The sequence below is a fragment of the Sphaerisporangium rhizosphaerae genome, assembly GCF_042665155.1.
In the GTDB taxonomy this organism is placed as follows: Bacteria; Actinomycetota; Actinomycetes; order Streptosporangiales; family Streptosporangiaceae; genus Sphaerisporangium; species Sphaerisporangium rhizosphaerae.
Genome location: NZ_JBHTCG010000025.1, coordinates 68,087 through 92,020, shown reverse-complemented (window position 1 = coordinate 92,020; position 23,934 = coordinate 68,087). Strand labels below are relative to the sequence as shown.

Below are 23,934 nucleotides of genomic sequence, written 5' to 3'. Positions count from 1 at the left end.
CGAGTCATCCTCGCCCTGCTCTGTCAAGAAGCGTGAACGGCGGCTCGGCGGCCGGTGCGGCGCGGAGGAACCGGGGCGGCGGCCGCCGGTCGCCCGCTCCACCCCACCCCAGGTAGAACACGTTTCTATCAATTTGGCGGGCGAGTGAGTGACGGAAGACACACGCAGCACTACGATCGCGGACAACATACGCGCTATTGGACAAACGGTCCGAGTATCCGGCTGTCGGTTAACCCCGGAGGATTTTGATGCGACGCATCACTGGAGTCGTTCTCATCGCGATCGGGGCCTTTCTCATCACGCTGGCGCCGCTCATCCGCTTCTACGCGGCCGGGAAGCTGGTCGCGGCGCCCGCCGACTACTACGGGGTCTCCGAGCTGCGCGCCGACGACGCGCAGTACTTCAGCATCGCCAAGGTGAAGGTGCTCAACGCCAGCCTCGACATCACGGTGACCACGCGCGGCGACGTGGCCGAGGCCAAGGGCGACCGGGTGGTGTGGGACGAGTTCACCGCCGTCAACGACGTCACCAACGGGCAGCCGAACATCCAGATGGACCAGCGGCGCAGCGCCTTCAACAAGTACACGGGGGAGGGCGTCGACTGCTGCGGCGCCAACGTGGACAAGGAGCCGGTCCAGATGACCGGCCAGATCTACCTGTTCCCGTTCGGCACCGAGAAGAAGACCTACAAGGTCTTCAACTCCTCGGCCAAGCAGTCCTTCGACGCCGCGTTCGTCGGCGAGGACACCGTCAACGGGCTGCAGGTGTACAAGTTCGAGCAGAAGGTCCCGCCGACCAAGATCGCCACGCTGACCGCGCCCGCCTCGGCGATCGGCATGGAGCAGACCGGTGACGTGCAGGTCGACCGCTTCTACGACGGCGTCGTCACCTACTGGGTCGAGCCGGTCAGCGGGTCCCCGGTGAAGCAGGAGCAGCAGCGTCACGAGGTCCTCAAGACCAAGGACGGTGTGGAGCGCTCGGTCGCCCTGGTCGCCACGGCGAAGATGACCCCCGAGACCGTCGACAGGCTGGTCAAGGGCGCCATCGACGGCAAGGACCAGATCACCCTGCTCAAGACCACCGTGCCCCTGGTGATGCTGGTCGTCGGCCTGGTGGTCGTGGTCCTCGGCGTCGTCCTGCTGGTGGCGAGCCGCTCCCGCCGCCGTTCCGCGGGCGCGTAGCCCGCAGCCAGGTGGCCGCGCGCCTCGGCGTCGTCCTGCTGGGGGTGAGCCGCTCCCGCCCCCGCTCCGTGGGCGCGTAGCCCGCGGCCAGGTGGCCGCGGGCTACGACCGGGCGTGGCTCTCCTCCCGTCATGTGCTGGAGGCGGTCGGCGCCGGGTCGGTGGGTCGTGGCACGGCGATGCCGGCGCCCCTTGCGGCGCCCGGCCGGTCGACGGTCGCGGACGGCCCCGGGCTGCCGGTCCTTCGGCGTGTCCGCTGTGGTGACCCGAGCGCGTGGAACGTGTTCTCGTAGGGGGCCGGCACCGTGATCGTCCGTGCGCCACGGGGCCCTCGCGTGTGATCACGACCTCCTGTTAGAACACGTTGCAGTTTGTGCGGCGGCGGTCGTACATTCGTGCCATGCGGACACGTGTCACCGACATGTTCGGGATCGAGCTGCCGATCTTCGCCTTCAGCCACTGCCGGGACGTCGTCGCCGCGGTCAGCCGCGCCGGCGGCATGGGTGTGCTCGGGGCCCTCTACTTCACCCCGGAAGAGCTCGAGATGGAGCTCAAGTGGATCGACGACCACGTCGACGGCAAGCCGTACGGCGTGGACGTGGTCATGCCCGCCTCCTACGCCGGAGCCGACCTCGGCGTCGACTCGCCGGAGGACCTGGTGGCCAGGCTCCAGGGGATGATCCCCGACGGCCACCGGGCGTTCGTCGAGAACCTGCTCGCCCAGCACGGCGTCCCGCCGCTCTCCGGCGACGCCGAGGCCGGACGGGTGCTGCTCGGCTGGACCGACGCCACCGCCCGGCCCCAGGTCGAGACGGCGCTCAAGCACCCGATCGCGCTGCTGGCCAACGCGCTCGGCCCGCCGCCCAAGGACGTCGTGGACCTCGCCCACGCCAAGGGCGTCAAGGTCGCCGCGCTCGCCTCGACCCCGCGCCACGCGATCAAGCAGGTCGAGGTCGGCGTGGACGTCGTGGTCGCCCAGGGCACCGAGGCCGGCGGGCACACCGGCGAGATCTCCACGATGGTGCTGATCCCGCAGGTCGTGGACGCCGTGGACGTCCCCGTCCTGGCCGCGGGCGGCATAGGGTCGGGCCGCCAGATGGCCGCGGGCATCGCGCTCGGCGCCGAGGGCGTCTGGACCGGATCGCTGTGGCTGACCGTCGAGGAGGCCGACACCCCCGAACTGGCCCGGCAGAAGATCCTCGCGGCCACCTCGCGCGACACCGTGCGGTCCCGCTCCTGGACGGGCAAGCCCGCGCGGCTGCTCAAGAACGAGTGGACCGACGCCTGGGAGTCGGCCGAGTCGCCGGGCACGCTGCCGATGCCGCTGCAGTTCATGCTGATCTCCGGCGCCCTGCGCCGCATCGGCAATTCCGACGCAGGCGAGCTGGCCACCTTCCCCGCCGGGCAGATCATCGGCGCGATGAACCAGGTGAAGTCCGCCAAGGACGTGGTGTTCGACCTGGTCGAGGAGTACGTCGAGGCCGTCGAACGCCTCGGACGCCTCACCGCCGACTGACGCCGCCGCGCTCGCCGTCCCCCGCTCGCCGTCCCCGTGCGCGCCGTTCCACCCGGCCCGGCCTCCCGGGCGGGTGGCGGCCGTGCGGTTTACTGGGCGGAAGGCGAGCGGAGGGGTGGAAGCGGATGCCGGAGGCGATGGACGCGCCCGAGATCATGGGCAACGTTCCCGGGGCGTACGCCCTGGGCGTGTTCCGCGAGCGGCACCCCATCCTGGTGCGGCAGGTCAGGGAGGCGCTGCCCTACACCCCCGACCGGCTGCGCGCCCTCGACGCGCTGCTCGACGAGGTCGTCCGCGACGTCATGGAGCCGCTCCACGACCCCGACGGCCCCGACGGCACGGCCCACGACCACGCCGCCTGGGCCGCGTGGGGGCGCGGCAAGATCGGCAGGCGCTGGGTGGACGTGCCGTTCCTGTGGGCCGAGAGCTACTTCTACCGCAAGCTGCTGGAGGCCACCGGCTACTTCGGGGACGGCCCGTGGCGCGGCGTCGACCCCTTCGGCCCGGCCAAGCAGGCCGAGCTGCACAGCACGGCGGTGGACGACGAGCTGGCCGCGCTCGACCACGCCGCCACGCTCCCCGAGGACGAGCGGGCCGCCGGGGTGCTGCTGGGGTCGCTGTGGGGCAACCGCGCCGACCTGTCGCACGCGATCACCGCGACCGGCGGGCCCGGGCCGGCCGGCGAGCTGGTCGTGGACGACGGCGCGCTGCTGTGGTCGCTGCTGCGCGACCGCGCGCCGGGCAAGGTCTGTGTGCTCGCCGACAACGCCGGGCGCGAGCTGCTGCCCGACCTGGTGCTGATCGACCACCTGCTCGACCGGGGGCTCGCGGCCGAGGTGGTCCTGCACGTCAAGCCGCAGCCGTACTTCGTCTCCGACGCCACGCCGGCCGACGTGGCGGCGTCCCTGCGGCGGCTGGCCGGCGCCCCCGGGCAGGCGGGCAAGACCGGCGAAAGACTCTGGCGGGCGATGGGCGCGGGACGCCTCGCGCTGCGCGCCCACCCCTTCTCCTGCGCGCCGCTGCCCTACAGCGACATGCCGGACGACCTGCGCGAGGAGTTCGCCTCGGCCGCTCTCACCATCACCAAGGGCGACCTCAACTACCGCAGGCTGGTCGGCGACCGGTTCTGGCCGTCGGCCACCCCCTTCGCGGCCGTCACCTCCTACTTCCCCGGGCCGGTCGTCGCGCTGCGCACCCTGAAGTCCGACGTGCTCGTCGGAGTGGACGAGCCGGTGTCGGCCGCCCTGGATGCCTCGGGGCGGTCATGGCGCACCTCGGGCACCCACGCGATGATCCAGGGCCGCGCCTGACGCCCCTCTCCTCTGTCACGCCTGGGCGAGGATAGCCGCGAGCGGCAGGCGCTGGACGAGCGCCGCCGGAAGCGCCGAGGCGAGCACCGCGAGCAGGACGGCCAGGACGCAGGCGCCGAGGCCCCCGGCGGCCACCGCCCAGGGCAGGCTCCCGGCGAGCACGGCCGTCGCCGCGAGGCCGGCGGCCGCCCCCGCGGCGCCGCCGGACAGGCCGATGAGCACGCCCTCCGAGACGACGAGCCTGGCGAGCGAGCGCCCCGTCCAGCCGGTCGCCCGCAGCGCGGCGAGTTCCGCGTCCCGCTCCCGCACGCCGAGATAGAGGACGTCGGCGACGGCCAGCGTGCCGAGCGCGAACATCACCATGATCGCGGCGTAGTCGGCGGGACGGGCCTGCAGCACGATCGCGTCCCCGAGGAGCGAGCCGACCACTCGGCCCCGGAAGCCGTAGGTCACCCCGAGAAGCACGGTCAGCGCGAACACGCACACCGCGAGCGTCGAGGCGCCGAGCAGCGTACGGGCGGGGACCCGGGCGAGGCCGGCCAGGGCCATCCCGGTGACGCCGCGAGGCGAGCGGGCCCGGCGGCCGGCCCGCGCCGCCGGGCGCACCGCCTCGACCGGCGGCACGGCCGAGGCGCGCCACGCGGGGACCAGCCCCGCCGCCAGCGCCAGGGCGAGCGCGGCGGGCACGGTGAGCAGGACGCGCGGCGCCGGCACCTGGAGCCCGAACCACGACGACACCGGCACGGCGACCACGGCCGACAGCAGGCCGCCGAGCAGGCCCACGCAGCCGGTCTCGGTCAGCACGCCGCCGAAGAGCTTGCGCCGCGACCAGCCGAGGCAGGCCAGCACGCCCAGTTCGGTGCGGGCGGTCCGCACCGCCGCGGAGGAGGCGTTCACCAGGAACAGCCCACACACGGCGAGAATCAGCACGAACAGCGCGAGCGACTTGCGGTCGGACTCCCGCAGGATCCGGTAGGCCACTCCCTTGTCGACCCAGCCCTCCTTGACGGTCAGCGCGGGCCGGCCGTAGGAACCGGCGGGCAGGTCCACGGTGACCGGCCGCGGCGAGGAGCCCATGGTGATGTCGACGTCGAGCCCCGTGGCGGCCACGATGTCGCGGGCCACCTGGCCGATGCGCTCCCTGCTCACCGGGTCGGGCCCGGTCACTCCCGCGACCCGCACCCTGACCACGCTCAGGGGCGCCTTCGCCAGCCGCCCGCCCTGCGTGAGGCCGGCGATCCTCCGCAGGCTCGCCAGGTCGGTCAGCAGCAGCGGCGGCGGCTGCAGGTAGCCCGCGAGGTTGTCGGAGGGCAGCAGGCCGCGTCCCTTCAGCAGGGCGCTCGTCCGGTCGTCGCCGGGGACGACCGACGGCGGGTTGTAGGTCTCCATCGGCAGCGAGGACAGGGGAGAGAAGCCCGGGAGTTTCTCGGGGTCGAACCGGCCGACGACCCGCATGGCGTCGTCCCTGACCACGTCACCGCTCATGGCGTTCAGGTCCAGCCGCCGGAACTGGGCGTCGGCCGACCCGATGGGGGCCGACCCCGCGCCGGCGATCTCGGGGACGATCGACGCGAGGAAGGGGTCCTGCCACACCTTGGGGTCGTTGGTCACCGGCACCGGCCTCAGCCGGCCATCGGCGTCCTTGCCGTACTGGACGGGGCCGGCCGTCCAGTAGCGGGTCATGGAGATGTACTGCTCGACGGACTTGCCGCTGACGGGGTGCTGCCAGGTGTGGAGCATGTCGGCGAAGAACCGGTCGGTTCCGACGGTGACCTTCTTGACGACGGGTCCGTGCTGCCGGGTGACCTCGCTCCGCAGCGTCCTGGCCGGCAGGCCGGTGACCACCTTCTCGGCGGTCCTGGCGGGCAGCCTGCTGATGACCAGCTCGTCCTGCTGGTCGGCGTAGGGACGGCCGGCCGCGATCAGCGGGATCTCCCCGCGGGGGGTGTCCTCCGGCCGGCCGAGGTAGTGGCCGTCCACCATCGCCTTGTCCAGGCCGGCCAGCGCGGCCTCCGCCTGCGGGTCGATCGCGGCGAGCAGCAGGGGGAACTCCTGCCAGAGCTGGATCGTCGCCTCGCCGGGACGGATCCCCCTCGTCTGCGCGAGAAACCGGTCGCCCTGCGCGTTCGCCGTGGACCAGGCGCTGGTGGTGGGCCCGCCGTCGAAGGGGAACGGGCCCGAGCGCGGCGTGAGCCGCTGCCAGTACAGGGATGTCCCGATGGGCACGTTCTTGTCGCGCGTCACCTGTTCGCCGGTGTGCCGCAGCACCGCGCCCTCCTGCATCGAGGAGGTCAGCGGGCGCCGGGTGATGTAGGCGTAGTGCGGGGCGTACGGGATGCGGGTGAGCCCGCGGTCGGCCACCCGGGTGCGCTCGACGCGCAGCAGGGTGCGCTCCCCTTCGCCCAGCACGTCGGTGACGGGGACGTCGACCTGCCCCGTGCCGGTCATGTAGCCGATCATGCCGATGGGCGCGGCGACCTCGATGCCGTCCAGCTTCCTGATGCGCTCGTACTGGGCCTGCGTGATGCCGCCGTGGATGCCCGACAGGTAGTTGGCCCGCACCAGGCCGGACGAGCGCTCCAGCGCCGTCGCCGACCCCTTCGGGCGGACCAGGATGTCGTACTGCGCGCGGAAGTTCTCGTCGACCGTGCCGACGATGCGCAGCCGCTGGGTCTCGGCCGTGCCGGTGAGGACGGTGAAGGCGGTGGCGGCGACCAGGATGCCGAGCAGGAGCACCAGGGCGCGCCCGGCGCCGTGCCGCAGTCGCGAGGCGGCGAGCCGGATCACCCGAGCCGTCCGATACGGTCGAGCACGTCGTCGGCCGGCGCCACCCGCTCGTCGCTCACGATGCGGCCGTCCTGGAGCCGGACCAGCCGGTCGCAGGCGGCGGCCACCTCGGGGTTGTGCGTCGCGATGATCATCGTCATGCCGTACCGGCCGCGCAGCGCCGCGAGCAGGTCCATGATCTCCTCTCCGGTGGCGCTGTCGAGGTTGCCGGTCGGCTCGTCGGCGAGCAGTAGAGGAGGGTTGCCGATGAGCGCGCGGGCGATGGCCACCCGCTGCTGCTGGCCGCCGGACAGCTCGCCCGGCAGCGCCCGCTCCCGGCCGTCCAGGCCGGCGGCTTCGAGCAGCTCCCGCGCCCGCGCCTTCCTGTCGAAGTCCACCCGGTACGGCAGGACGGGCGCGAGCACGTTGTCCAGCACGCTGAACGCGGGAAGCAGGTGGAAGCGCTGGAAGACGAACCCCACGCGCCGCCGGTGGGCGTCCAGTCCTTTGCGGGGGAGCGGCCGGTCGTCGACCACCACCTCGCCCGCGTCGGGCAGGTCCATGCCTCCGACGAGGTGGAGCAGGGTCGACTTGCCCGCTCCCGACTGGCCCATGAGCGCGACCGCGCCGCCCGGCTCGAACTCCACGCTGACGTCGTCGAGCGCCTTGGCCGACCCGTAGATGCGGCTGACGCCCCGTAACGCGACTCCTGCTCCCATGGCTCCATACATTGTCACAATGTATGGAGTGTTATCGATAGATTGCGACAATCTAGGGGAAGGTCGGAAAGATGCCGCTGAGTCACGCCGTACTCGCCCTGCTGGCCGAGGGCCCGAGCCACGGGTACGAGCTCAAGAGCCGCTTCGAGGCGGCGATCGGCCCGCAGTGGGGCGGCCTCAACATCGGCCACCTCTACCAGATCCTCGACCGGCTGGTCAGGGACGGGCACGTGACGCGCAGCCACGTGACGCAGAACGACCGGCCGGACAAGACGCTCTACGAGCTGACCGGCGGTGGGGCCGAGGAGCTGAGCTCCTGGGTCGCGACGCCGCACGTGCGCGCGTCCGGCTTCCGCGACGAGATGTTCCTCAAGCTGCTCGCCGCGACCCGGCTCGGCGCCGGGGCCCTTTCGGACTACACCTCGGCGCAGCGGCAGGCCTGCCTGTCAGACCTGGCCGGGCTCACCCGGCTGCGCCGCGAGAACGCCGCCGACCCGCTCGTCGCCCTGCTCGTGGACGCGGCCATCGCGCACACCAAGGCCGACCTCCAGGTGATCGACGGCGCCGAGCGGCGCCTCGCACCCCTCGCCGGTCAGGCCCGTCCCGCGCCGGCGGCCGGCGCCGTCCCCGAGACCGGCGGCGAAGCCCCGGACGCCGCCACCGGCCCGTAACCGGCGGATGACCGGCCGGCCCATGGCCCGGACGGGGGCCTCCATGGGTTACCGACCTCACTCAGCTGTTTTCAGCGGGGTCCTGGTCAGATGTGTCGAACTCCACGAGCGGACATGTTCGACGGACCAAGGCGTGAAGGCCCTCGACCAGAGAACCAGCCGAGGCCCTCTATGGGTGCCAGACGATACTCATTCAGTCGTTTCAACGAGGTTCTGGTAAGAGCTGCTGATCACCACCGAGCCGGCGCGCCTTGAACACTCCGCTTATACGGGCAGGTCCCAGCTTGGCCCGTCGTTGTCTCCCAGCCAGACGTACTGCCGGTCACGCGTGACCCTGAGACCGAACGCTGATTGATCGGGCGAACCGGCCTGTTGCCACGTCTCAATGGCATCTTCGACGGCGTCCCAGAGCCGCAACGGGCCATGCTGCCGAACCACCCATTCGCCTTCTGCCGTCTTACTGCTGCTCGCTTGTGAGCCGGTAGCGACATCGACCAGGATCGTCTCGTCCCCCGTACCCAACCGCTGGGCCGATGGTGCGGCGAGTTGGGCGACGAAGACCCCGGTTTCATGGTCGAGGAGATTAGGGTCGATCCTGCTCGGTCGTGACGGCCCGCGAAGAAGCACCGCGTGCGAGAGCGGGTGAGGCAGGTGTGGACGCGCGGTCATGAAGTAGAGACGGTCCTGCAAAAAACGCCCGCTGGCATAACCTGCGTCATCGAGGGTCAGGTGAGCGAACGCCGTCCCACCCATCCATCCCCACAGTGGCGTGGTGATGGTGCCGCCGTCACGGACTTGCCACATCCACGGCATGGGGATGTAGCGCACCGAACAGGTGGCGATCAGCCGGTCATACTCGGCGTTCTTCTCGTAACCCGAGAGCCCATCGCCGACCACCAGCGTAGGTGCGTATCCCCCAGCGGCCAATGCTGTGCGGGCGTGGCCGGCGACTGCGGGATCGTACTCGATCGATGTCACGGCGCCATCTCCGAGACGGTGGCACATCAGCGCTGCTGAATAGCCGGTCCCCGTCCCGATCTCCAGAACCTTCGCGCCCCCGGAGATTTGCGCGGCCTCCAACATCCGCACGACCAATCCGGGCATGGTTGACGAACATGTCGGTGGCCCTGACGTGCGACCGGTCGCGTCATCGGCCATGACCCCGCCCACCTGCGTTACCCAGGTCTCGTCACTGTAGGCGAGGCGGAGCCACTCGTCGGCGGGAACCTCATCACGCCGGATCACCTCCCACCGGTCCCCGTATTCGGTGGCCCGGTAGATCGCCGCCCCGAGAAACAGTTCACGTGGGACGGACTCGACGGCTTCACGCCATGCCGACTGCGGGAAGTGCTCCGCCAGGGCACGCCGGAAATGCGATGCATCGGTGGCGGGGACGTTCACGATGAGTCCTCCAAGAGCAGATCAGCGACGGCGCGGGCGATGGGCAATCCCGTCTGGTCTTCGAGCCATCCCCATTGACCGTTCGGATTGCATTCTAAGAATACCGGGCCGTCTTCGGTAAGGGCGAAGTCGAATGCTCCGAAGCGCAAGTCACAGCATCTCAAGTAGGTCATGCATCTTTCGCCGAGGCCGGACGGAGGATCAACGACTCTATAAGTGAGCCTGTCATAATCTGCTCGCCAGTCAAGCAGATCGGAATCAATTTGGACACAGAACACGCGTTCCCCGACCACGGTCACGCGAAGATCGGCATGCTTGGTCACGTAAGCCTGGAACAGATGTGCCGTGTGATTCACGGTTTCGTCCAACTCGGCCGGATCGACGAGGGTCGTCCAGATGGTGCACAAGTCGCCGTTTGGGTCAACGTAGGAAGTACTCCGCAGCGGCTTGTAGATGATCGGGCCGTGCTGGACCGCGAACGCGCGCGCATCCTCCACGCGATTAGTGATGAGCGTGGCCGGTACGATGAATCCGGCTCGCTGCGCCGTCGCGAGCTGGAGAGGCTTGTGCTCCGCTTCCGCGAGCGTCCACGGGTGGCTCACATATGGACATGGCAAAGTTGCGAGGACCCCACCGAGCCCGAACCGTGCTTGCATTCCCGAGAAACGCTCCACTTGAGACGGGCCCCCGCCTTGATCGGCTCACCTCCCGGGCCGACGTGCACGGCCTGCTGAGATACGGGATCGAGACGAACAGTGCTGTAGGAGAACGAAGAAGCCGGAGGCAGGGGGGACATTCGAGTCAAGCCCCACGGTTGCGCAGCATCCAGGGCCGATAGGCAGGACCCGGCTCCGCTGCTGTCGTCCCTTTCGCCCAGATCACTGTGAAGCATTCATTCACCTCGTTTCAAGACTGGTTACCGCGTCTTGGCTTGCGAGCCGATCCTAACTCGACCGGCCCGACATGGCGAGCCTTTCCGCGAATACGCATTTTGGCATGGTGTGCTTGCCGTTGAATTTGCGCAGCGAAATACCATTCGCTGTGCTGGTGTTTTGAAAAAGTGTTGACGAGGATGGATGGGGCGGCGATGCGGGAGAAGTCGCGCGTCGCTCCCGGATCGAGGGCGGCAACGGTCCGCCGTCCGAATGCTCGCCCAGGCGGCGGGCGGATCACCTCGCGGTCCGGCGGAACATGATCGTCACCCAGGCTGCGCACCCAGGACAGCCGGGTCGAGGGAAGATCGGGCAACCGGGACCAGCCCGTCAGGTAGCTGCTCACGTCCCATGTCGTCACCGGAGCCCAACGGCGGTGCTCGGCGGGGTGATCACGGGCGATCGAGCGGGCGACCTCTTCGGCCGGCAGCCCTATAGACGATGTCGATCTGTGCGATCGGTGCGATCTGTGCGATCTGCCAACCGTCATCCAGGCCGCTTGCCCGCGACTCCAGTTGAAAGGCGACGATCCGAAGCCCGTCATGACCGGACCTCAAACCAGACCGTGCGCCCGCTGGCGTCCTGTCCCCACCCCCACGATGAGGACAGCTCCCGTACCATCCACAGGCCCCGGCCGCTCTCACTGAAGAGGCTGGCCTGAACGGGGATCGTCGGAATGCTGTTGGGCGAACCCTCGTCGGTCATCTCTACTCGAACCCTGTCGCCGTCCTCGTAGATCCGCACCTGCACCACACCACCCGGTCGGCGGCCCGACTCCGAATGCCGGACCGCATTGGTGAACACCTCACTCACCAGGGTTTCGACGTCCTCCAGGTCCCGCCACCTGGCCCGGTCCAGCACCGAGCACACATACGCTCGTGCGATCTTGACCGAACTTTCCAGCCCCAGGAGATCGACCTTGCCGAGAAGATCGCCCACCGTTCTCACTGCGCGACCTCCCAGATCCGCTCGGCCGCGTCGTCCGCCAGCGCCCGCACCTGCTGATCCCGGCCCCGGCCCCAGGTGTAGACCCATGTCCCTTTGGCGCAGTACGCCATGACCCGCAGTGAAGCCGTCGCCGTCCGGGTCACCATCAGGACGGGCTCGGTCTTCAGGGGGAGATCCACCGCCGCGCGCAGGCCCCGCCGGTTCAGGTTCCAGGCCAGCCGAACCAAGTAGAGATACTGCTGCTCTCTCGCACTTCGAGAAGCCCGCGCAGTCGTGGCGGGCGCGGCGTTGCTCCTCTTGGAGCGACCGCGCACAAGATCCTGGCTTGTCATTCGCTCTCCATCCGCCTTGGTGAACGCCATGATGTTCGCGATATGTGCGTGGTGTCGATGCACTGTGCAGATTCGCTATAACTTGAGCATTCGACCATTGGCAGAGACGTGAATCCGGCAGACTGTGCGTATGTCGATCGCGCACAGTCCCACAGTCCGGCTACGCCGCCTCGCCAGGGAACTTCGTAAGATGCGAGAGGCGACCGGGCTCAGCCCCGAAGGCGCAGCCGCTCAACTCGGGTGGAGCCGCAGCAAGGTAAGCCGCATCGAGACCGGTCGCACTCGCGCAAGCACCGCCGACGTGGCACAGATCTGTGATCTCTACGGCACGCCGTCATCGACCCGTGCCGCCCTGGTGGAACTCGCGAAGGAAGTCCGCCGCCGAGGATGGTGGACGGCGTATGCCGATGTGTTCACCGGCTCGTATGTCGCGCTGGAAGACGAGGCGTCCCTGATCCATCAATGGGAAGTCCAGCTTGTGCCCGGCCTTCTCCAGACCGAGGACTACGCGCGCACGGTGATCAGCGTGGTGCGTCCTGAGCAGTACGATCCCCAGGAGATCGACCGGCGGGTCATGGCCCGCATGGCACGGCGGACCCTCTTGAGCCGGACCAACGCGCCACAGCTACACGCCGTACTGGATGAAGGCGTCCTACGCCGTCGCATCGGAAGCCGTGCGCTGATGCATGACCAGTTGGAAGCTTTGATCATCGCCGCACGGCGACCCAACGTGACTATCCAAGTTCTTCCCTACAGCGCTGGAGCCCACGCCGGCCTTGAAGGAGCCTTCACGATCTTGTCCTTCCCCGACGAGGTCGATCCTGATGTCGCATACATCGAAAGCACGGCAGGGGACGTGTACGTGGAGAGCTCAGAGCAGGTCGACCGCTATAAAGTGGCTTTTGAGCGCATCCGCGATGTCGCTCTGATCCCGGAGGAATCCATCGGGCTCATCACCGACACCAAGGAACAACTCGAATGACTGATCTTCCCAACGCCCGCTGGCGCAAGAGCAGCTACAGCGGTGGGGGCAACAACTGCGTCGAAGTCGCCGGCAACCTGCCGGGTGTCATCGGTGTCAGGGACAGCAAGAACCCCACCGGTCCCGCTCTCCTCTTCACGCCGGGCGGGTGGTCGGCTTTCGTGAAGGGTGTCAAGGGTGGGGAATTCGACGTCTGAGGCTTTGCTAGTCCCGACGCGACTGACCTAGAGAGCCCTCGCACCACGGGGGCTCCAAGGTTGTCGAGCGGCCTGGCGGACCCCGGCCAGTGCCGTCCCCCGAGACCGGGGGCGGAGCGCCGGGCTCCGCCCCCGGCCCGTGACCGGCTGACGTCGCCGCGGTCACCGGCCCTGACGCGCCCGCGCGTCGGGGGGTCGCCCTTGAAGGTCGTAGGTCGCGTGACAAGGGCCCGCATGCGGTGAGTCTCGCGTGCGGTGCGGCCAGCGTGCGGTGCGCCTGGCGTGCGGAGGCGAGGCTCATTCGCCTCGGTACACGGCGGGGCGCTTCTCGCGGAAGGCGCGTGAGCCTTCTTTGGCGTCCTGGGAGCCGATGACCGGCCAGCCGATGGCGTCGGAGACCTTCAGGGCCTCCGGCTCGGGCATGCCGAGCGTGTCGCGGTAGGCGCGCAGGATGGCCTGCACGGCGAGCGGGCCGCAGGCGGCGACCTGGTCGGCGATCTCCCGCGCGGCCGTCAGCGCCTGGCCGTCTGGGACGACCCGGTTGACCAGGCCCATCGTCAGCGCCTCCTGGGCGGTGACGGGCCTGCCGGTCAGCAGGATGTCCATGGCGAAGGCGTAGGGGATCTGCCGCGGCAGCCGGACGGCGCTGCCGCCCATGGGGAACAGCGCCCGCCTGGCCTCGAACAGGCCCAGCGTGGCCGACTCGCCCACCACGCGCAGGTCGGTGCCGACGAGCAGCTCGGTGCCGCCCGCGACGGCGTACCCCTCGACCGCGCAGACGATCGGCTTGGCGGGCAGCGCGTCGCCGTCGCGCAGCAGGCCCTTCCAGTGCACGTCGGGGATCTCCTGGGCGCGCCGGGCCACCCGCTCGTCGGCGGGCGGCGCGCCCATCGCCTTGAGGTCGGCGCCGGCGCAGAAGGTGCCGTTCGCGCCGGTGAGGATGCCCACCCGGACCTCCGGCTCGGCGGAGATGTAGGCCCACGCGTCGGCGAGCCCGACCAGCATGTCGGTGGACAGGGCGTTCCTGGCCTCCGGGCGGTCCATCGTGACGATGACGACGTGGCCGTCCCGCTCGACCCGGCAGTGCTGGGTGCTGATGGGCAGGAGCTCCATGGAGGACACCTTCCTGGGCTGAGCGGTCCTATCAAGCGCTTGTTCGACGCGGCCGTCCGGGGTTAGTCTGCCGCTGCGAACTAGAACAGATTCTTGTTCGTGAACCTGCCGTAACGCCAGGGTTGTCGGGAAACCGAGAACGTGCTTCACTTCGGCGCATCCGGGAAGGTACGGCGCAACCGGACAAGGGAGTTCCCATGGGCTCGCTCGGCTTCTGGAGGCTCGCGCAGGCCGATCCCGGCTGGATCGCCGCCGTGGACCCCGACGGCACGCCACACCCCGCCGGCGAGCTGCTCGCCCGCGCGAACCGGTTGGTCCACGCCCTTCGCGGCCTCGGGCTGCGGGCCGGGGACGGCGTGTGCGGCCTGGTGCCCAACGGCGCCGACGGCCTCACGCTCTACCTGGCCGCGCTCCAGGCGGGCTGGTACTACACGCCGATCAACTGGCACCTGACCGGGCCCGAGATCGCCTACATCGTCGCCGACAGCGAGGCCAAGGCGCTGTTCGTCCACGAGCGCTACGCCAAGGAGGGGGCGCGGGGCGCCGAGGCCATCGACGCCGGCCGCCGGTTCTCCTTCGGGCGCGTCGACGGCTTCCGCACGGTGGACGACCTCACCGCCGGGTACCCGGACACGCCGCCGCCGGACCGCACCGCGGGCGCGACCATGCACTACACCTCCGGGACGACCGGCAGGCCCAAGGGCGTCCGCCGCCCGCTCAGCGGCCTGGACCCCGACGACGGCGCCGAGCTGATGACGTTCCTGCTCTCGCTGTTCGGCATCACGCCCGGCCCGCCGAACGCGCACCTGGTGACCTCGCCGAACTACCACACCGCGGTCACGCAGTTCGGCGGCACGGCCCTGCACATGGGGCACACGCTCGTCTACATGGATAAATGGGACGCCGAGGAGATGCTGCGGCTGTGCGAGAAGCACCGCGTCACCAACTCCCACATGGTGCCGACCCACTTCAAGCGGCTGCTCGCCCTGCCCGACGAGGTCAGGCATCGCTACGACCTGTCCTCGCTGAAGTGGATGATCCACGCGGCCGCGCCCTGTCCCGTCCCGGTCAAATGGGCCATGCTCGACTGGTGGGGCGACTGCGTCTACGAGTACTACGCGGCCACCGAGGGCGGCGGCACCATCGCCACCCCGGAGGCGTGGAAGAAGCACCCCGGCACGGTCGGCTCGGCCTGGCCGATCAGCGAACTGCTCATCGTGGACGACGACCTGCGCCCGGTCCCCACCGGCACCCCGGGCACCGTCTACATGAAGATGGCCGGGGTCCGTTTCGAGTACAAGGGCGACCCTGACAAGACCGAGGCGGGCCGCCTGCGCGACCACTTCACCGTGGGGGACATCGGCTACCTGGACGAAGAGGGTTTCCTGTACCTCTGCGACCGCAAGGCCGACGTCATCATCTCGGCCGGCGCCAACATCTACCCGGCGGAGATCGAGAACGAGATGATGGTCCATCCCAAGGTCGCCGACGTGGCCGTCTTCGGCATCCCCGACGACGAGTGGGGCGAGCAGATCAAGGCCGTCGTCGAGCCGGCGGCGGGCGTCGCGCCGGGCCCCGAGCTGGCCGAGGAGATCCTGCGCTCGCTGGAGGGCCGGCTGGCCCGCATGAAGTGGCCGCGCACCATCGACTTCATCGCCGAGATGCCGCGCGAGCCGAACGGCAAGCTCCTCAAACGCAAGCTCCGCGACCCGTACTGGGAGGGCCGAGACCGTGCCATCTGAAGGGCCCCTCCCCGGGAAGCCCGACACCGCGACGCCCGGGACCGCGCATCCCGGGGGCCTGCCGCCCCTGCAGAGCCCGGTGCCACCGCCGGTGCCGCTGGTCGCCGAGCACGTGCTGGAGTTCCCCGGCGGGTACACCCGCACCACCGGCCCGGTGATCGGCCGCTTCCTCACCGAGCTGCGCGACGGGCGCATCGTTGGCGTGCGCACCGCCGACGGCCGCGTCCTGGTGCCGCCGCTGGAGTACGACCCGGCGACCGGCGAAGCGGTGACCGAGGAGTACGTCCAGGTCGGCCCGGGGGGCACCGTCCAGAGCTGGGCCTGGGTGGGCACGCCCCGCAAGGGGCACCCCCTCGACCGGCCGTTCGCCTGGGCCCTGGTCAGGCTGGACGGCGCGGACACCGCGCTGGTGCACGCCGTCGACGCCGGCACGGCCAAGGCCATGCGCCCCGGGCTGCGCGTACGGCCCCGGTTCCGGCCGGACGGCGAGCGCGCCGGCCACATCACCGACATCGCCTGCTTCGTGCCCGAGGTCACCACGATCACCGCGCACGTCCGCACCGAGTACCGCGTGCAGCCCGGCCGCTCGCTGACCCGCTTCCTCGAGGGCGTCAGGGACGGGGTCTTCATCGCCGGGCGCTGCGCCCGCTGCGACAAGGTCTACGTGCCCTACCGCACCTCCTGCCCCGAGTGCGGCTCGGCCATCGCCGAGGAGGTCGTGCTGCCCGGCACCGGCACCGTCACCACCTTCGCCATCAACAACCTGCCCGACCCCCGCGCCCCGCAGGTGCCGTTCGTGTCGGCCTACATCCTGCTCGACGGCGCCGACGTCCCCATGATCGCGCTCATGGGCGACGTCCCCGCCCACGAGGTGCGGCAGGGCATGCGGGTGAAGGCCGTCTGGGTGCCCCCCGAGGAGCGCACCATGTCGATGAGCAACATCAGGTGGTTCGCCCCCACGGGCGAGCCGGACGTCCGGCTGTGAGGGGAAGGTCCGCGTGCGTGAGGTGGCGGTCATCGCGTTCGCCCAGACGAGGCACACCGGTGAGGACCAGGGCCTCAACGAGCCCGAGCTCATCGGGCCCGTCATCCAGGAGGTCAAGGAGCGCACCGGCCTGACGCGATTCGGCTTCACCTGCTCGGGAAGCTGCGACTATCTGGCCGGGGCGCCGTTCTCGTTCGTGTCCGCGCTGGACGCCATCGGCGCCTGGCCGCCCATCTCCGAGAGCCACGTCGAGATGGACGCCGCCTGGGCCCTGTACGAGGCGTGGGTGCGGCTGCAGCACGGCGACGTCGACTCGGCGCTGGTCTACGGCTACGGCAAGACCTCCATGGGCGACCTGCGCGAGATCATGACGCTCCAGCTCGACCCCTACTACCTGGCGCCGCTCGGGCTCGACCAGGTGTCCTACGCCGCACTCCAGGCGGACGCGGTCGGCGCCACGCCCGCCGAACTGCGCGAGATCGTCCGGCGCAGCCGCGCCGACGGCCGGGCCAACCCGTACGCGCTCGACCTGCCCGACCCGGGTGACTCCGGTGGTCCCGGTGACGACGAGTACGACGTGCGGCCGCTGCGCGCGAGCGACATCGCGCCCATCACCGACGGCGCGGCGGCGATCGTCCTGGCCGCCGGAGACCTCGCCAAGCAACTCGGCAAACGCCCCGCGTGGATCACCGGCATCGCGCACCGCGCCGAGCCGCACTACCTCGGCATGCGCGACCTCGCCCGGTCCGTCTCGGCCGCCGACGCGGCCCGGGCCGCGGGCGTCGGCAAGGGACCCGTCGAGGTGGCCGAGCTGCACGCCCAGTTCAGCCACGAGGAGGTCATCCTGCGCGAGGCGCTCGGGCTGCCGCCCGGCACGGTCGTCAACCCCTCCGGCGGCCCGCTCGCCGCCAACCCCGTCATGGCGACCGGGCTCATCCGCATCGGCGAGGCCGCGCGGCGCGTCATGGAGGGCGCCGCGAGCCGCGCCGTCGCCCACGCCGCCTCCGGGCCGTGCCTCCAGCAGAACCTCGTCACCGTCCTGGAGGCCTGACCATGGGAAACCGCTGCGCCGTCATCGGGGTCGGCCAGACCAAGTACCAGACCAAACGCCGCGACGTCTCCATCGCCGGCCTGGTCCGCGAGGCCGCGCTGCGCGCCCTGGAGGACGCCGGGCTGACCTTCAAGGACATCGACGCCGTCGTCATCGGCAAGGCGCCCGACCTGTTCGAGGGCGTCATGATGCCCGAGGCCTACCTCGCCGACGCGCTCGGCGCCGCGGGCAAGCCGGTCACCCGCGTCCACACCGCGGGGAGCGTCGGCGGCTCGACCGCGCTGGTCGGCGCCTCCCTCGTCCAGGGCGGCGTGCACGACCGCGTGCTCGTGGTCGCCTTCGAGAAGCAGTCGGAGTCCAACGCCACCTGGGCGCTGTCCACCCACCTGCCGTTCACCGCGTCCCTGGTCGTCGGCGCCGGAGGGTACTTCGCGCCGCACATCCGCGAGTACATGCGCCGCTCGGGCGCCCCCGACCACATCGGCACGCTCGTCGCCGTCAAGGACCGGCTCAACGCGCTCAAGAACCCCTACGCGCACCTGAGGATCCCGGGCATCGACCGGCGGATGGTGGAGTCCACGCCGATGCTGTGGGAGCCGATCCGCTACCTGGACACCTGCCCGTCCTCCGACGGGGCCTGCGCCATGGTGCTGGCCGCCGAGGACAAGGTGACCGGCACCCCGGCGTGGATCCACGGCGGCGCCATGCGCTCAGAGCCGATCTTCCGCGCGGGCCGCGACACCGTGAACCCGCAGGGCGGCAAGGACTGCGCCGCCGACGTCTACCGCCAGGCCGGGATCACCGACCCGCTGCGCGAGATCGACGTCGCCGAGGTGTACGTGCCGTTCTCCTGGTACGAGCCGATGTGGCTGGAGAACCTCGGCTTCGCGGGGGAGGGCGAGGGGTGGAAGCTCACCGAGTCCGGCGCCACGGCGCTCTCCGGTCACATCCCCTGGAACGCCTCCGGGGGCGTGCTCAGCTCCAACCCCATCGGCGCGTCCGGGCTGATCCGCTTCGCCGAGGCGGCTCTGCAGGTCAGGGGCAAGGCGGGCGAGCACCAGGTCGAGGGGGCGCGCCGCGCGCTCGGCCACGCCTACGGGGGCGGCGCGCAGTTCTTCGCCATGTGGATCGTCGGAAGCGACAAGCCGTGAAAGGCGCTCCGCATGCCGGGGGATGAGTCGTGAGCCCGTTCCGGGCCACCATGGAGCGAGCACATCGGGGGGCAAGCAGTGAGGGCCGCCGGCGACCAGTTGTGAGGAGTCCCCGATGGAGTTCAACCACGCCGACCTGTTCGAGGGATTGGCCGACGCGATCGGGGACCGCGTGGCCGTCGTCTGCGGAGAGGCACGCCTGACCTACGCCGGGCTGGAGGCGCACGCCAACCGCCTCGCGCACTTCCTGATGGAACGCGGCGTCGGCCCGGGACGGCACGTCGGCATCCAGATGTACAACGGCGTCGAGTACATCGCCGCGCTGCTCGCCACGCTCAAGATCAGGGCGGTGCCGGTCAACGTCAACTACCGGTACGTCGAGTCGGAGCTGCTGTACCTCTACACCGACTCCGACATCGTGGCGCTGCTGTACGACACCGAGTTCGACGACCGGGTGGCCGCCACCGCGCCGAAGTGCGCCAGGCTGGAGACGCTGGTGGCCGTCGGCGGCCCGTCGCGCGTCGAGGGCGCCGTGCCCTACGAGCAGGCCGTCATCGGCCGGCCGGACGGGCGGGAGGGCTTCCCCCGGCGGTCGGGCGAGGACCTCTACATCATCTACACCGGCGGGACGACGGGCATGCCCAAGGGCGTCATGTGGCGCACCAGGGACCTGTTCATGGCCTTCGGCGGCGGCAACCCCTACGGCGAGCCGCACAAGGAGCCGGGCCAGGTCATCGAGACGGCGGTGAGCTCCAACCCGATCATCATGATGCCCGCCGCGCCGCTGATGCACGGGGCGGCGCAGATGGCCACGTTCATCTCCTGGTGGATGGGCGCAACCGTCGTGTACACGCGCAGGTTCGACGCCGCCGAGGTGCTGCGCGCCATCGAACGCGAGAGGGTCCTCACCGTCAACATCACCGGCGACGCCATGGCCCGGCCCCTGGCCGACGAGATCGCCGCCGGCGGCTACGACCTGGCGTCGCTGATGGTGCTCAGCTCGACCGGCGCCATCCTCACCGGCGTCGTGCGCGACCGGTTACAGGAACTGCTGCCCAACGTGATCATCATGGACAGCTTCGGCTCCACCGAGTCCGGCTACACCGCCTCCGCCGTCGCCGGCTCCTCCCCGGAGTCGGGCCTGAAGTACAAGCCCAACGCCACCGCCACCCTCGCCGTCCTGAACGAGGACCTGCGCCCGGTCGAGCCGGGTTCGGGCGAGATGGGCACCGTCGCCAAGGCCGGCGACATCGCCTTCGGCTACTACAACGACCCGGACAAGACGGCGCGGACGTTCGTCACCGACGCCGCGGGCACCCGCTGGCTGCTCACCGGCGACCTGGCCCGCGTCGAGGAGGACGGCACCATCCTGGTCTTCGGGCGCGGCTCCCAGTGCATCAACACCGGCGGCGAGAAGGTCTTCCCCGAGGAGGTCGAGGCCGTGCTCAAGGGCCACCCCGCCGTCTTCGACGCCGTCGTCACCGGCGTCCCCGACGAACGGTGGGGCAGCCGCGTCGCCGCCGTCGTCGAACCCCGCGACGGCGCCCGGCTCACCGCCGAGGAACTCGACGCCCACTGCCGCGGGAAGCTGTCGGGCTACAAGGTGCCCCGCACGTACGCCTTCGTCGAGCACATGGTCCGCACCCCCGCCGGCAAGGCCGACTACCGCTGGGCCCGCCAGGTGGTCACCGAGACGTCGTAGTCACTCACCCACGTCCCCCGCCATGCCGCGTGGGGACCACCCGCCATGTGCTGGTGGGGACCCGCCCGTCAGTGCGCGGCCGGGCCGAGGACGCCTTCGGCCAGCCGGGTCAGCGCGGCGATGATCCGCTCGGCCGGGTAGCCGTGCTCGTACCGCTGGTGCAGGTAGACCTCCGGGGCGAGCGGCGCGAGCAGGACGTCGACCAGCGGCTCGGGGTCCTCGGTGTGGGCCGCGACGAGCAGCACCCGCACGTGACTGCTCCAGAAGCGGTAGGAGCCCGGCGCGAAGCGCGACCGTCCCACTTCGGCGCCGAGCACCAGCGGAGCGTGCTCTTCCAGCAGGCCCACCATCGCCGCGTAGAAGGCGACCAGCCGTTCGGCCGGTGGGGCGCCGGGGCCCAGCGGCGGATCGCCGCGCAGGATGTGCTCCTGCAGCCGGCGCTCGTGCTCGTCGAGCAGCGCCAGGGCGAGGGAGGCCACATCGGGGTAGCGGCGGTAGAGCGTGGCGCGGCCCACCCCCGCCGCGCGGGCGACCGCCTCCATGGTGACCCCGCCGGCCGGCGGGGCGGCGAACAGCTCCGCGGCGGCGGCCAGGATGCGCCGGCGGTTGCGGGCCGCATCCGCGCGTTCGGCGAACGTGCCGGACTGACCCAGCACGGGAAGGTCAGCGGTGCTCACCCGGCCGGTCCCTTCCTCGAAGCGGCGCTCTCCGCCGGCAACGTTAGCAAACCCGCCCGCGCCGCCTCCGCAAGTGGACGGCATGTCCGGTTGTCCGGTACCGTGGTGACAATCGGACAAGGTGTCCACTTTTCCGGAGAGGAAGACGATGACCGGCCTCGCATCGACCGCCGTCGGCGCTCGCAAGGCAGGAGTGCGGCTGCCGCCACACGGCTGCGACGCCATCGAGCAGCCGGGCATGCCGCCACACCCCCGCGAACGCCCGCGTACGACTCCCGCCCGCGGCCGGGAAGCGCCCGGCGAGGCGCCCGGCGAGGCGCCCGGCGAGGCGCCCGGCGAGGCGCCCGGCGAGGCGCCCGGCGAGGCGGAGGCGGCGTCCCGATGAGCTGGGTCTGGCTGGTGACGGCCGGCCTGCTGGAGGTCGCCTGGTCGCGGAGCATCAAGCCGACCGGGAACTTCACCCGTGTGCTCCCCACGGTGCTGTGCCTGGCGCTGGCGGTCGCGGCCGTCTACCCCCTCACCCTCGCGATGCGCACCATCCCGGCCGGAACCGCCTACGCCGTGTTCGTCGGCATCGGCGCCGTCGGCGCCATCGCGCTCGGTGTGATCGTCGACCACGACCCGCTCACCCCCGGGCGGCTGGCGGCGCTCGCCCTCATCGTCGCGGGCGTCATCCTCGCGCGCCTGGTCACCGCGGGCTAGCCTCGGTGATCTGGGTGATCCAGTCGATCCAGGTGATCGCGGTGATCTCCGGTGATCTGTCGGTGCGGCGGTGCATCGTCGGTACGGCGATGTCGATCCGGGGGTTCCCCGTTCGTCTGTGTACCGAGACCAGCCCGAGGAGGACCGGCGCACGCCCTCGTACGTCGCCGTCCGCGGGCATCTCGCCCAGCTCGCCCACACCGACGTTGAGGGAGTCTTCATGTCAGAACCGCGCACCTGGGTCACCGGCCTCGGGCTGGTCGAGTCGCCACGCTGGCACGACGGCCGCCTGTACTTCTCCGACTGGACGGCGCGCGAGGTGATCGCGCTCGGCATGGACGGCGCGCACGAGGTGGTCGCGCGCGTCGACTCGCTTCCCTTGTGCACGGCCTTCGATCCCGACGGGCGCATGCTGATCGTCGACGCCGCGCGGGGGCTGTTGCTGCGCCTGGAGCAAGACGGCTCGCTCGTGACCCATGCCGACCTGTCCGGCCTCGCGCGCGGCTGGAACGACATCGTCATCGACGGCCGGGGCAACATCTACCTCAACCGCGTCGGCTTCGACATGCTCGCCGGAGCGGCGTTCGCCCCCGGGAACGTCGTGCACGTCGCCCCCGACGGCTCGGCGCGTCAGGTGGCCGACGGCATCGCCTTCCCCAACGGCATGACCGTGACCGGGGACGGCTCCACCCTGATCGTCGCCGATTCCTACGGCCACAAGCTGATGGGGTACGACATCGAGCCGGACGGCGGCCTGTCGGGCGCCAGGGTGTGGGCGGACCTCGGCGACGCCGCCCCCGACGGCATCTGCGCCGACGCGGAGGACGCCGTCTGGTACGCGGACGTGCCTCACCGGCGGTGCGTACGCGTGCGCGAGGGCGGGCAGGTCGCCGAGACCATCGAGCTCGACCGCGGCGCCTTCGCCTGCGAACTCGGCGGCCCAGACCGCTCGACGCTCTTCATCGTCGCGGCCGAATGGCGAGGCATGCCAGACCTGGTCGCCCCCGGCACCGGCCGCGTCCTGTCAACCCAGGTGACCACCCCCGCCGCCGACCGGCCCTGACCTCCGGCTTCATCACCGTCGTACGGGAGTTCTCCCTCAACGGACGCGCGGCTCGCCCAGGGAGACGCCGCCCGGCTTCCCTTCCGCCTGCTCGTCAGCCGACAGAGCAGATCGGTCGAACAAATGCGGACGAATCGCGGGTCGGGTGGTGCGGAATCGCGCGGCTATGCGCGCGGGCGGCCGGCGCGTGTTTCGGTAAACGCGCTGCCGAACCACGGCGTCATTGTGTCGGCGCGCATTTCCGTTCTCGCGTCCGACGATGTGCCGCAACGTACTGGAAGGGACATCAATGGCGGATGATCCACCGACCATCGACAGCGTCGCCCGTTCCGTCCTGGAGAAAGTCGCGCCACGGCAGATTTCCTTCCTGGATTCGACGGCGAGCGAGATATTCGCCGGCGGCGCCACGTCCAGGCGCGCCATGCTCGCCGCCCTCGGGGACGGCAGAACGGGCCGTCCCACCGGATTCGGCGCCGAGAGCATGGGCCTCGTGGTGGGCTTCCTGCTCAGCGTGCTCAACGGCGTGGCCTGCGAGATCCTCACCGACCAGGTCACCGAGCGGTCAGGGGCGCTGGTCAGGCGATGGCGCGCCCGGCGCGAGAGGCGGGCGCTTGCCTCCCGGCCGGCGCCGCGAGGGCTGGACACGAAACTGCCGCCGCTCGGCGCGGTGCAGGCCGCCCAGGTGGGGCAGCGCGTTCTCGGCCTGGCCCGCGAGGCGGGAATACCCGAGGAGCAGGCGCACCGCATTTCAACGCTTATCGCAGCGGAACTCACGACGGCATGACGACGGCCCC

Annotated in this window: 26 protein-coding genes; 15 read left to right on the top strand and 11 right to left on the bottom strand. The window is 70.6% G+C overall.

What is annotated here, in order from left to right; genetic code table 11:
• Nucleotides 1-248: 248 nt before the first annotated feature.
• The 3 genes from ACFQSB_RS29135 to ACFQSB_RS29125 all read left to right on the top strand — a co-directional run bounded on the left by ACFQSB_RS29135 (nt 249) and on the right by ACFQSB_RS29125 (nt 4,006).
• On the top strand, nt 249-1,181 hold the full coding sequence (locus ACFQSB_RS29135) for a PorA family protein (protein WP_380830078.1): 933 nt from the start codon (nt 249-251) through the stop codon (nt 1,179-1,181).
• A 399-nt stretch (nt 1,182-1,580) separates the two neighbouring features.
• Entirely contained in the window at nt 1,581-2,696 is a 1,116-nt protein-coding gene (locus ACFQSB_RS29130) for an NAD(P)H-dependent flavin oxidoreductase (protein WP_380830077.1), read from the top strand.
• 125 nt (nt 2,697-2,821) lie between these two features.
• Nucleotides 2,822-4,006 carry a damage-control phosphatase ARMT1 family protein gene (locus ACFQSB_RS29125; protein WP_380830076.1) on the top strand — a complete coding sequence of 395 codons (1,185 nt, stop codon included), beginning with the start codon at nt 2,822-2,824 and terminating at the stop codon, nt 4,004-4,006.
• Nucleotides 4,007-4,021: 15 nt separating this feature from the next.
• On the opposite strand, the gene ACFQSB_RS29120 is transcribed toward ACFQSB_RS29125, so the two are convergent.
• On the bottom strand, nt 4,022-6,793 hold the full coding sequence (locus tag ACFQSB_RS29120) for an ABC transporter permease (protein WP_380830074.1): 2,772 nt from the start codon (nt 6,791-6,793) through the stop codon (nt 4,022-4,024).
• Nucleotides 6,790-7,491: an ABC transporter ATP-binding protein gene (locus tag ACFQSB_RS29115; protein ID WP_380830073.1), complete on the bottom strand. Its 702-nt coding sequence runs from the start codon at nt 7,489-7,491 to the stop codon at nt 6,790-6,792. The genes ACFQSB_RS29120 and ACFQSB_RS29115 overlap by 4 nt, the downstream gene beginning before the upstream one ends.
• A gap of 71 nt (nt 7,492-7,562) precedes the next feature.
• On the opposite strand from ACFQSB_RS29115, the gene ACFQSB_RS29110 reads away from it, so the two are divergent.
• Nucleotides 7,563-8,162 (top strand): PadR family transcriptional regulator, encoded by a 600-nt coding sequence (locus ACFQSB_RS29110; RefSeq protein WP_380830072.1) that lies wholly within the window; start codon nt 7,563-7,565, stop codon nt 8,160-8,162.
• Between the two features lie 264 nt (nt 8,163-8,426).
• Here the strand turns inward: ACFQSB_RS29110 and tgmC are convergent, their stop codons facing one another.
• From tgmC to ACFQSB_RS29080, 6 genes are all read right to left on the bottom strand, one after another.
• Nucleotides 8,427-9,563 (bottom strand): ATP-grasp peptide maturase system methyltransferase, encoded by a 1,137-nt coding sequence (tgmC, locus tag ACFQSB_RS29105; protein ID WP_380830071.1) that lies wholly within the window; start codon nt 9,561-9,563, stop codon nt 8,427-8,429.
• On the bottom strand, nt 9,560-10,165 hold the full coding sequence (locus ACFQSB_RS29100) for a hypothetical protein (RefSeq protein WP_380830070.1): 606 nt from the start codon (nt 10,163-10,165) through the stop codon (nt 9,560-9,562). The genes tgmC and ACFQSB_RS29100 overlap by 4 nt, the downstream gene beginning before the upstream one ends.
• The gene (tgmA, locus tag ACFQSB_RS29095; protein ID WP_380830069.1) at nt 10,162-10,455 is read right to left on the bottom strand and encodes a putative ATP-grasp-modified RiPP; all 294 of its coding nucleotides are present in this window, start codon (nt 10,453-10,455) and stop codon (nt 10,162-10,164) included. The genes ACFQSB_RS29100 and tgmA overlap by 4 nt, the downstream gene beginning before the upstream one ends.
• Before the next feature lie 14 nt (nt 10,456-10,469).
• Entirely contained in the window at nt 10,470-10,841 is a 372-nt protein-coding gene (locus tag ACFQSB_RS29090; RefSeq protein WP_380830068.1) for a hypothetical protein, read from the bottom strand.
• 194 nt (nt 10,842-11,035) lie between these two features.
• Nucleotides 11,036-11,434: an ATP-binding protein gene (locus ACFQSB_RS29085; protein WP_380830067.1), complete on the bottom strand. Its 399-nt coding sequence runs from the start codon at nt 11,432-11,434 to the stop codon at nt 11,036-11,038.
• Between the two features lie 5 nt (nt 11,435-11,439).
• Nucleotides 11,440-11,670 carry a hypothetical protein gene (locus ACFQSB_RS29080; RefSeq protein ID WP_380830066.1) on the bottom strand — a complete coding sequence of 77 codons (231 nt, stop codon included), beginning with the start codon at nt 11,668-11,670 and terminating at the stop codon, nt 11,440-11,442.
• A gap of 235 nt (nt 11,671-11,905) precedes the next feature.
• On the opposite strand from ACFQSB_RS29080, the gene ACFQSB_RS29075 reads away from it, so the two are divergent.
• The gene (locus tag ACFQSB_RS29075) at nt 11,906-12,757 is read left to right on the top strand and encodes a helix-turn-helix domain-containing protein (protein WP_380830065.1); all 852 of its coding nucleotides are present in this window, start codon (nt 11,906-11,908) and stop codon (nt 12,755-12,757) included.
• A complete protein-coding gene (locus ACFQSB_RS29070; RefSeq protein WP_380830064.1) occupies nt 12,754-12,954 on the top strand; it encodes a DUF397 domain-containing protein in 201 nt (66 codons plus the stop codon). The genes ACFQSB_RS29075 and ACFQSB_RS29070 overlap by 4 nt, the downstream gene beginning before the upstream one ends.
• A gap of 297 nt (nt 12,955-13,251) precedes the next feature.
• Here the strand turns inward: ACFQSB_RS29070 and ACFQSB_RS29065 are convergent, their stop codons facing one another.
• Nucleotides 13,252-14,067 carry a crotonase/enoyl-CoA hydratase family protein gene (locus ACFQSB_RS29065; RefSeq protein WP_380830062.1) on the bottom strand — a complete coding sequence of 272 codons (816 nt, stop codon included), beginning with the start codon at nt 14,065-14,067 and terminating at the stop codon, nt 13,252-13,254.
• A 197-nt stretch (nt 14,068-14,264) separates the two neighbouring features.
• Between ACFQSB_RS29065 and ACFQSB_RS29060 the strand changes: the two genes are divergently transcribed.
• From ACFQSB_RS29060 to ACFQSB_RS29040, 5 genes are all read left to right on the top strand, one after another.
• Entirely contained in the window at nt 14,265-15,809 is a 1,545-nt protein-coding gene (locus tag ACFQSB_RS29060) for an acyl-CoA synthetase (RefSeq protein ID WP_380830061.1), read from the top strand.
• A gap of 91 nt (nt 15,810-15,900) precedes the next feature.
• Complete coding sequence (locus tag ACFQSB_RS29055; RefSeq protein ID WP_380830106.1) at nt 15,901-16,794, top strand: Zn-ribbon domain-containing OB-fold protein; 894 nt, start codon at nt 15,901-15,903, stop codon at nt 16,792-16,794.
• A gap of 13 nt (nt 16,795-16,807) precedes the next feature.
• A complete protein-coding gene (locus ACFQSB_RS29050) occupies nt 16,808-17,845 on the top strand; it encodes a thiolase domain-containing protein (RefSeq protein WP_380830059.1) in 1,038 nt (345 codons plus the stop codon).
• Between the two features lie 2 nt (nt 17,846-17,847).
• Nucleotides 17,848-18,996 (top strand): thiolase domain-containing protein, encoded by a 1,149-nt coding sequence (locus ACFQSB_RS29045; RefSeq protein WP_354836725.1) that lies wholly within the window; start codon nt 17,848-17,850, stop codon nt 18,994-18,996.
• 115 nt (nt 18,997-19,111) lie between these two features.
• Nucleotides 19,112-20,698, top strand: a complete 1,587-nt coding sequence (locus ACFQSB_RS29040) for an acyl-CoA synthetase (protein WP_380830058.1) — start codon at nt 19,112-19,114, stop codon at nt 20,696-20,698.
• A 68-nt stretch (nt 20,699-20,766) separates the two neighbouring features.
• Here the strand turns inward: ACFQSB_RS29040 and ACFQSB_RS29035 are convergent, their stop codons facing one another.
• Nucleotides 20,767-21,375: a TetR/AcrR family transcriptional regulator gene (locus ACFQSB_RS29035; RefSeq protein WP_380830056.1), complete on the bottom strand. Its 609-nt coding sequence runs from the start codon at nt 21,373-21,375 to the stop codon at nt 20,767-20,769.
• Nucleotides 21,376-21,523: 148 nt separating this feature from the next.
• Between ACFQSB_RS29035 and ACFQSB_RS29030 the strand changes: the two genes are divergently transcribed.
• Nucleotides 21,524-21,760: a hypothetical protein gene (locus tag ACFQSB_RS29030; RefSeq protein ID WP_380830055.1), complete on the top strand. Its 237-nt coding sequence runs from the start codon at nt 21,524-21,526 to the stop codon at nt 21,758-21,760.
• Complete coding sequence (locus tag ACFQSB_RS29025) at nt 21,757-22,077, top strand: DMT family transporter (RefSeq protein ID WP_380830054.1); 321 nt, start codon at nt 21,757-21,759, stop codon at nt 22,075-22,077. Before ACFQSB_RS29030 ends, ACFQSB_RS29025 begins: the two co-directional genes overlap by 4 nt.
• Here the strand turns inward: ACFQSB_RS29025 and ACFQSB_RS29020 are convergent.
• Nucleotides 22,064-22,276 (bottom strand): hypothetical protein, encoded by a 213-nt coding sequence (locus tag ACFQSB_RS29020; RefSeq protein WP_380830053.1) that lies wholly within the window; start codon nt 22,274-22,276, stop codon nt 22,064-22,066. The two genes, ACFQSB_RS29025 and ACFQSB_RS29020, sit on opposite strands and share 14 nt — an antisense overlap.
• Nucleotides 22,277-22,297: 21 nt before the next feature.
• Here ACFQSB_RS29020 and ACFQSB_RS29015 point away from each other — a divergent pair, with 21 nt between their 5' ends.
• A complete protein-coding gene (locus ACFQSB_RS29015) occupies nt 22,298-23,140 on the top strand; it encodes an SMP-30/gluconolactonase/LRE family protein (RefSeq protein ID WP_380830052.1) in 843 nt (280 codons plus the stop codon).
• A gap of 259 nt (nt 23,141-23,399) precedes the next feature.
• A complete protein-coding gene (locus tag ACFQSB_RS29010) occupies nt 23,400-23,924 on the top strand; it encodes a hypothetical protein (RefSeq protein ID WP_380830051.1) in 525 nt (174 codons plus the stop codon).
• Nucleotides 23,925-23,934: the final 10 nt, after the last annotated feature.

Bases quoted from the DNA above. Each gene is read 5' to 3' on its own strand.
- ACFQSB_RS29130 (WP_380830077.1), top strand. From the start codon at position 1,581: ATGCGGACACGTGTCACCGACATGTTCGGGATCGAGCTGCCGATCTTC.
- tgmA (WP_380830069.1), bottom strand. From the start codon at position 10,455: ATGCTTCACAGTGATCTGGGCGAAAGGGACGACAGCAGCGGAGCCGGG.
- ACFQSB_RS29070 (WP_380830064.1), top strand. From the start codon at position 12,754: ATGACTGATCTTCCCAACGCCCGCTGGCGCAAGAGCAGCTACAGCGGT.
- ACFQSB_RS29110 (WP_380830072.1), top strand. From the start codon at position 7,563: ATGCCGCTGAGTCACGCCGTACTCGCCCTGCTGGCCGAGGGCCCGAGC.
- ACFQSB_RS29040 (WP_380830058.1), top strand. From the start codon at position 19,112: ATGGAGTTCAACCACGCCGACCTGTTCGAGGGATTGGCCGACGCGATC.
- ACFQSB_RS29060 (WP_380830061.1), top strand. From the start codon at position 14,265: ATGGGCTCGCTCGGCTTCTGGAGGCTCGCGCAGGCCGATCCCGGCTGG.
- ACFQSB_RS29065 (WP_380830062.1), bottom strand. From the start codon at position 14,067: ATGGAGCTCCTGCCCATCAGCACCCAGCACTGCCGGGTCGAGCGGGAC.
- ACFQSB_RS29075 (WP_380830065.1), top strand. From the start codon at position 11,906: ATGTCGATCGCGCACAGTCCCACAGTCCGGCTACGCCGCCTCGCCAGG.
- ACFQSB_RS29125 (WP_380830076.1), top strand. From the start codon at position 2,822: ATGCCGGAGGCGATGGACGCGCCCGAGATCATGGGCAACGTTCCCGGG.
- ACFQSB_RS29045 (WP_354836725.1), top strand. From the start codon at position 17,848: ATGGGAAACCGCTGCGCCGTCATCGGGGTCGGCCAGACCAAGTACCAG.
- ACFQSB_RS29025 (WP_380830054.1), top strand. From the start codon at position 21,757: ATGAGCTGGGTCTGGCTGGTGACGGCCGGCCTGCTGGAGGTCGCCTGG.
- ACFQSB_RS29030 (WP_380830055.1), top strand. From the start codon at position 21,524: ATGACCGGCCTCGCATCGACCGCCGTCGGCGCTCGCAAGGCAGGAGTG.
- ACFQSB_RS29115 (WP_380830073.1), bottom strand. From the start codon at position 7,491: ATGGGAGCAGGAGTCGCGTTACGGGGCGTCAGCCGCATCTACGGGTCG.
- ACFQSB_RS29010 (WP_380830051.1), top strand. From the start codon at position 23,400: ATGTGCCGCAACGTACTGGAAGGGACATCAATGGCGGATGATCCACCG.
- ACFQSB_RS29015 (WP_380830052.1), top strand. From the start codon at position 22,298: ATGTCAGAACCGCGCACCTGGGTCACCGGCCTCGGGCTGGTCGAGTCG.
- ACFQSB_RS29135 (WP_380830078.1), top strand. From the start codon at position 249: ATGCGACGCATCACTGGAGTCGTTCTCATCGCGATCGGGGCCTTTCTC.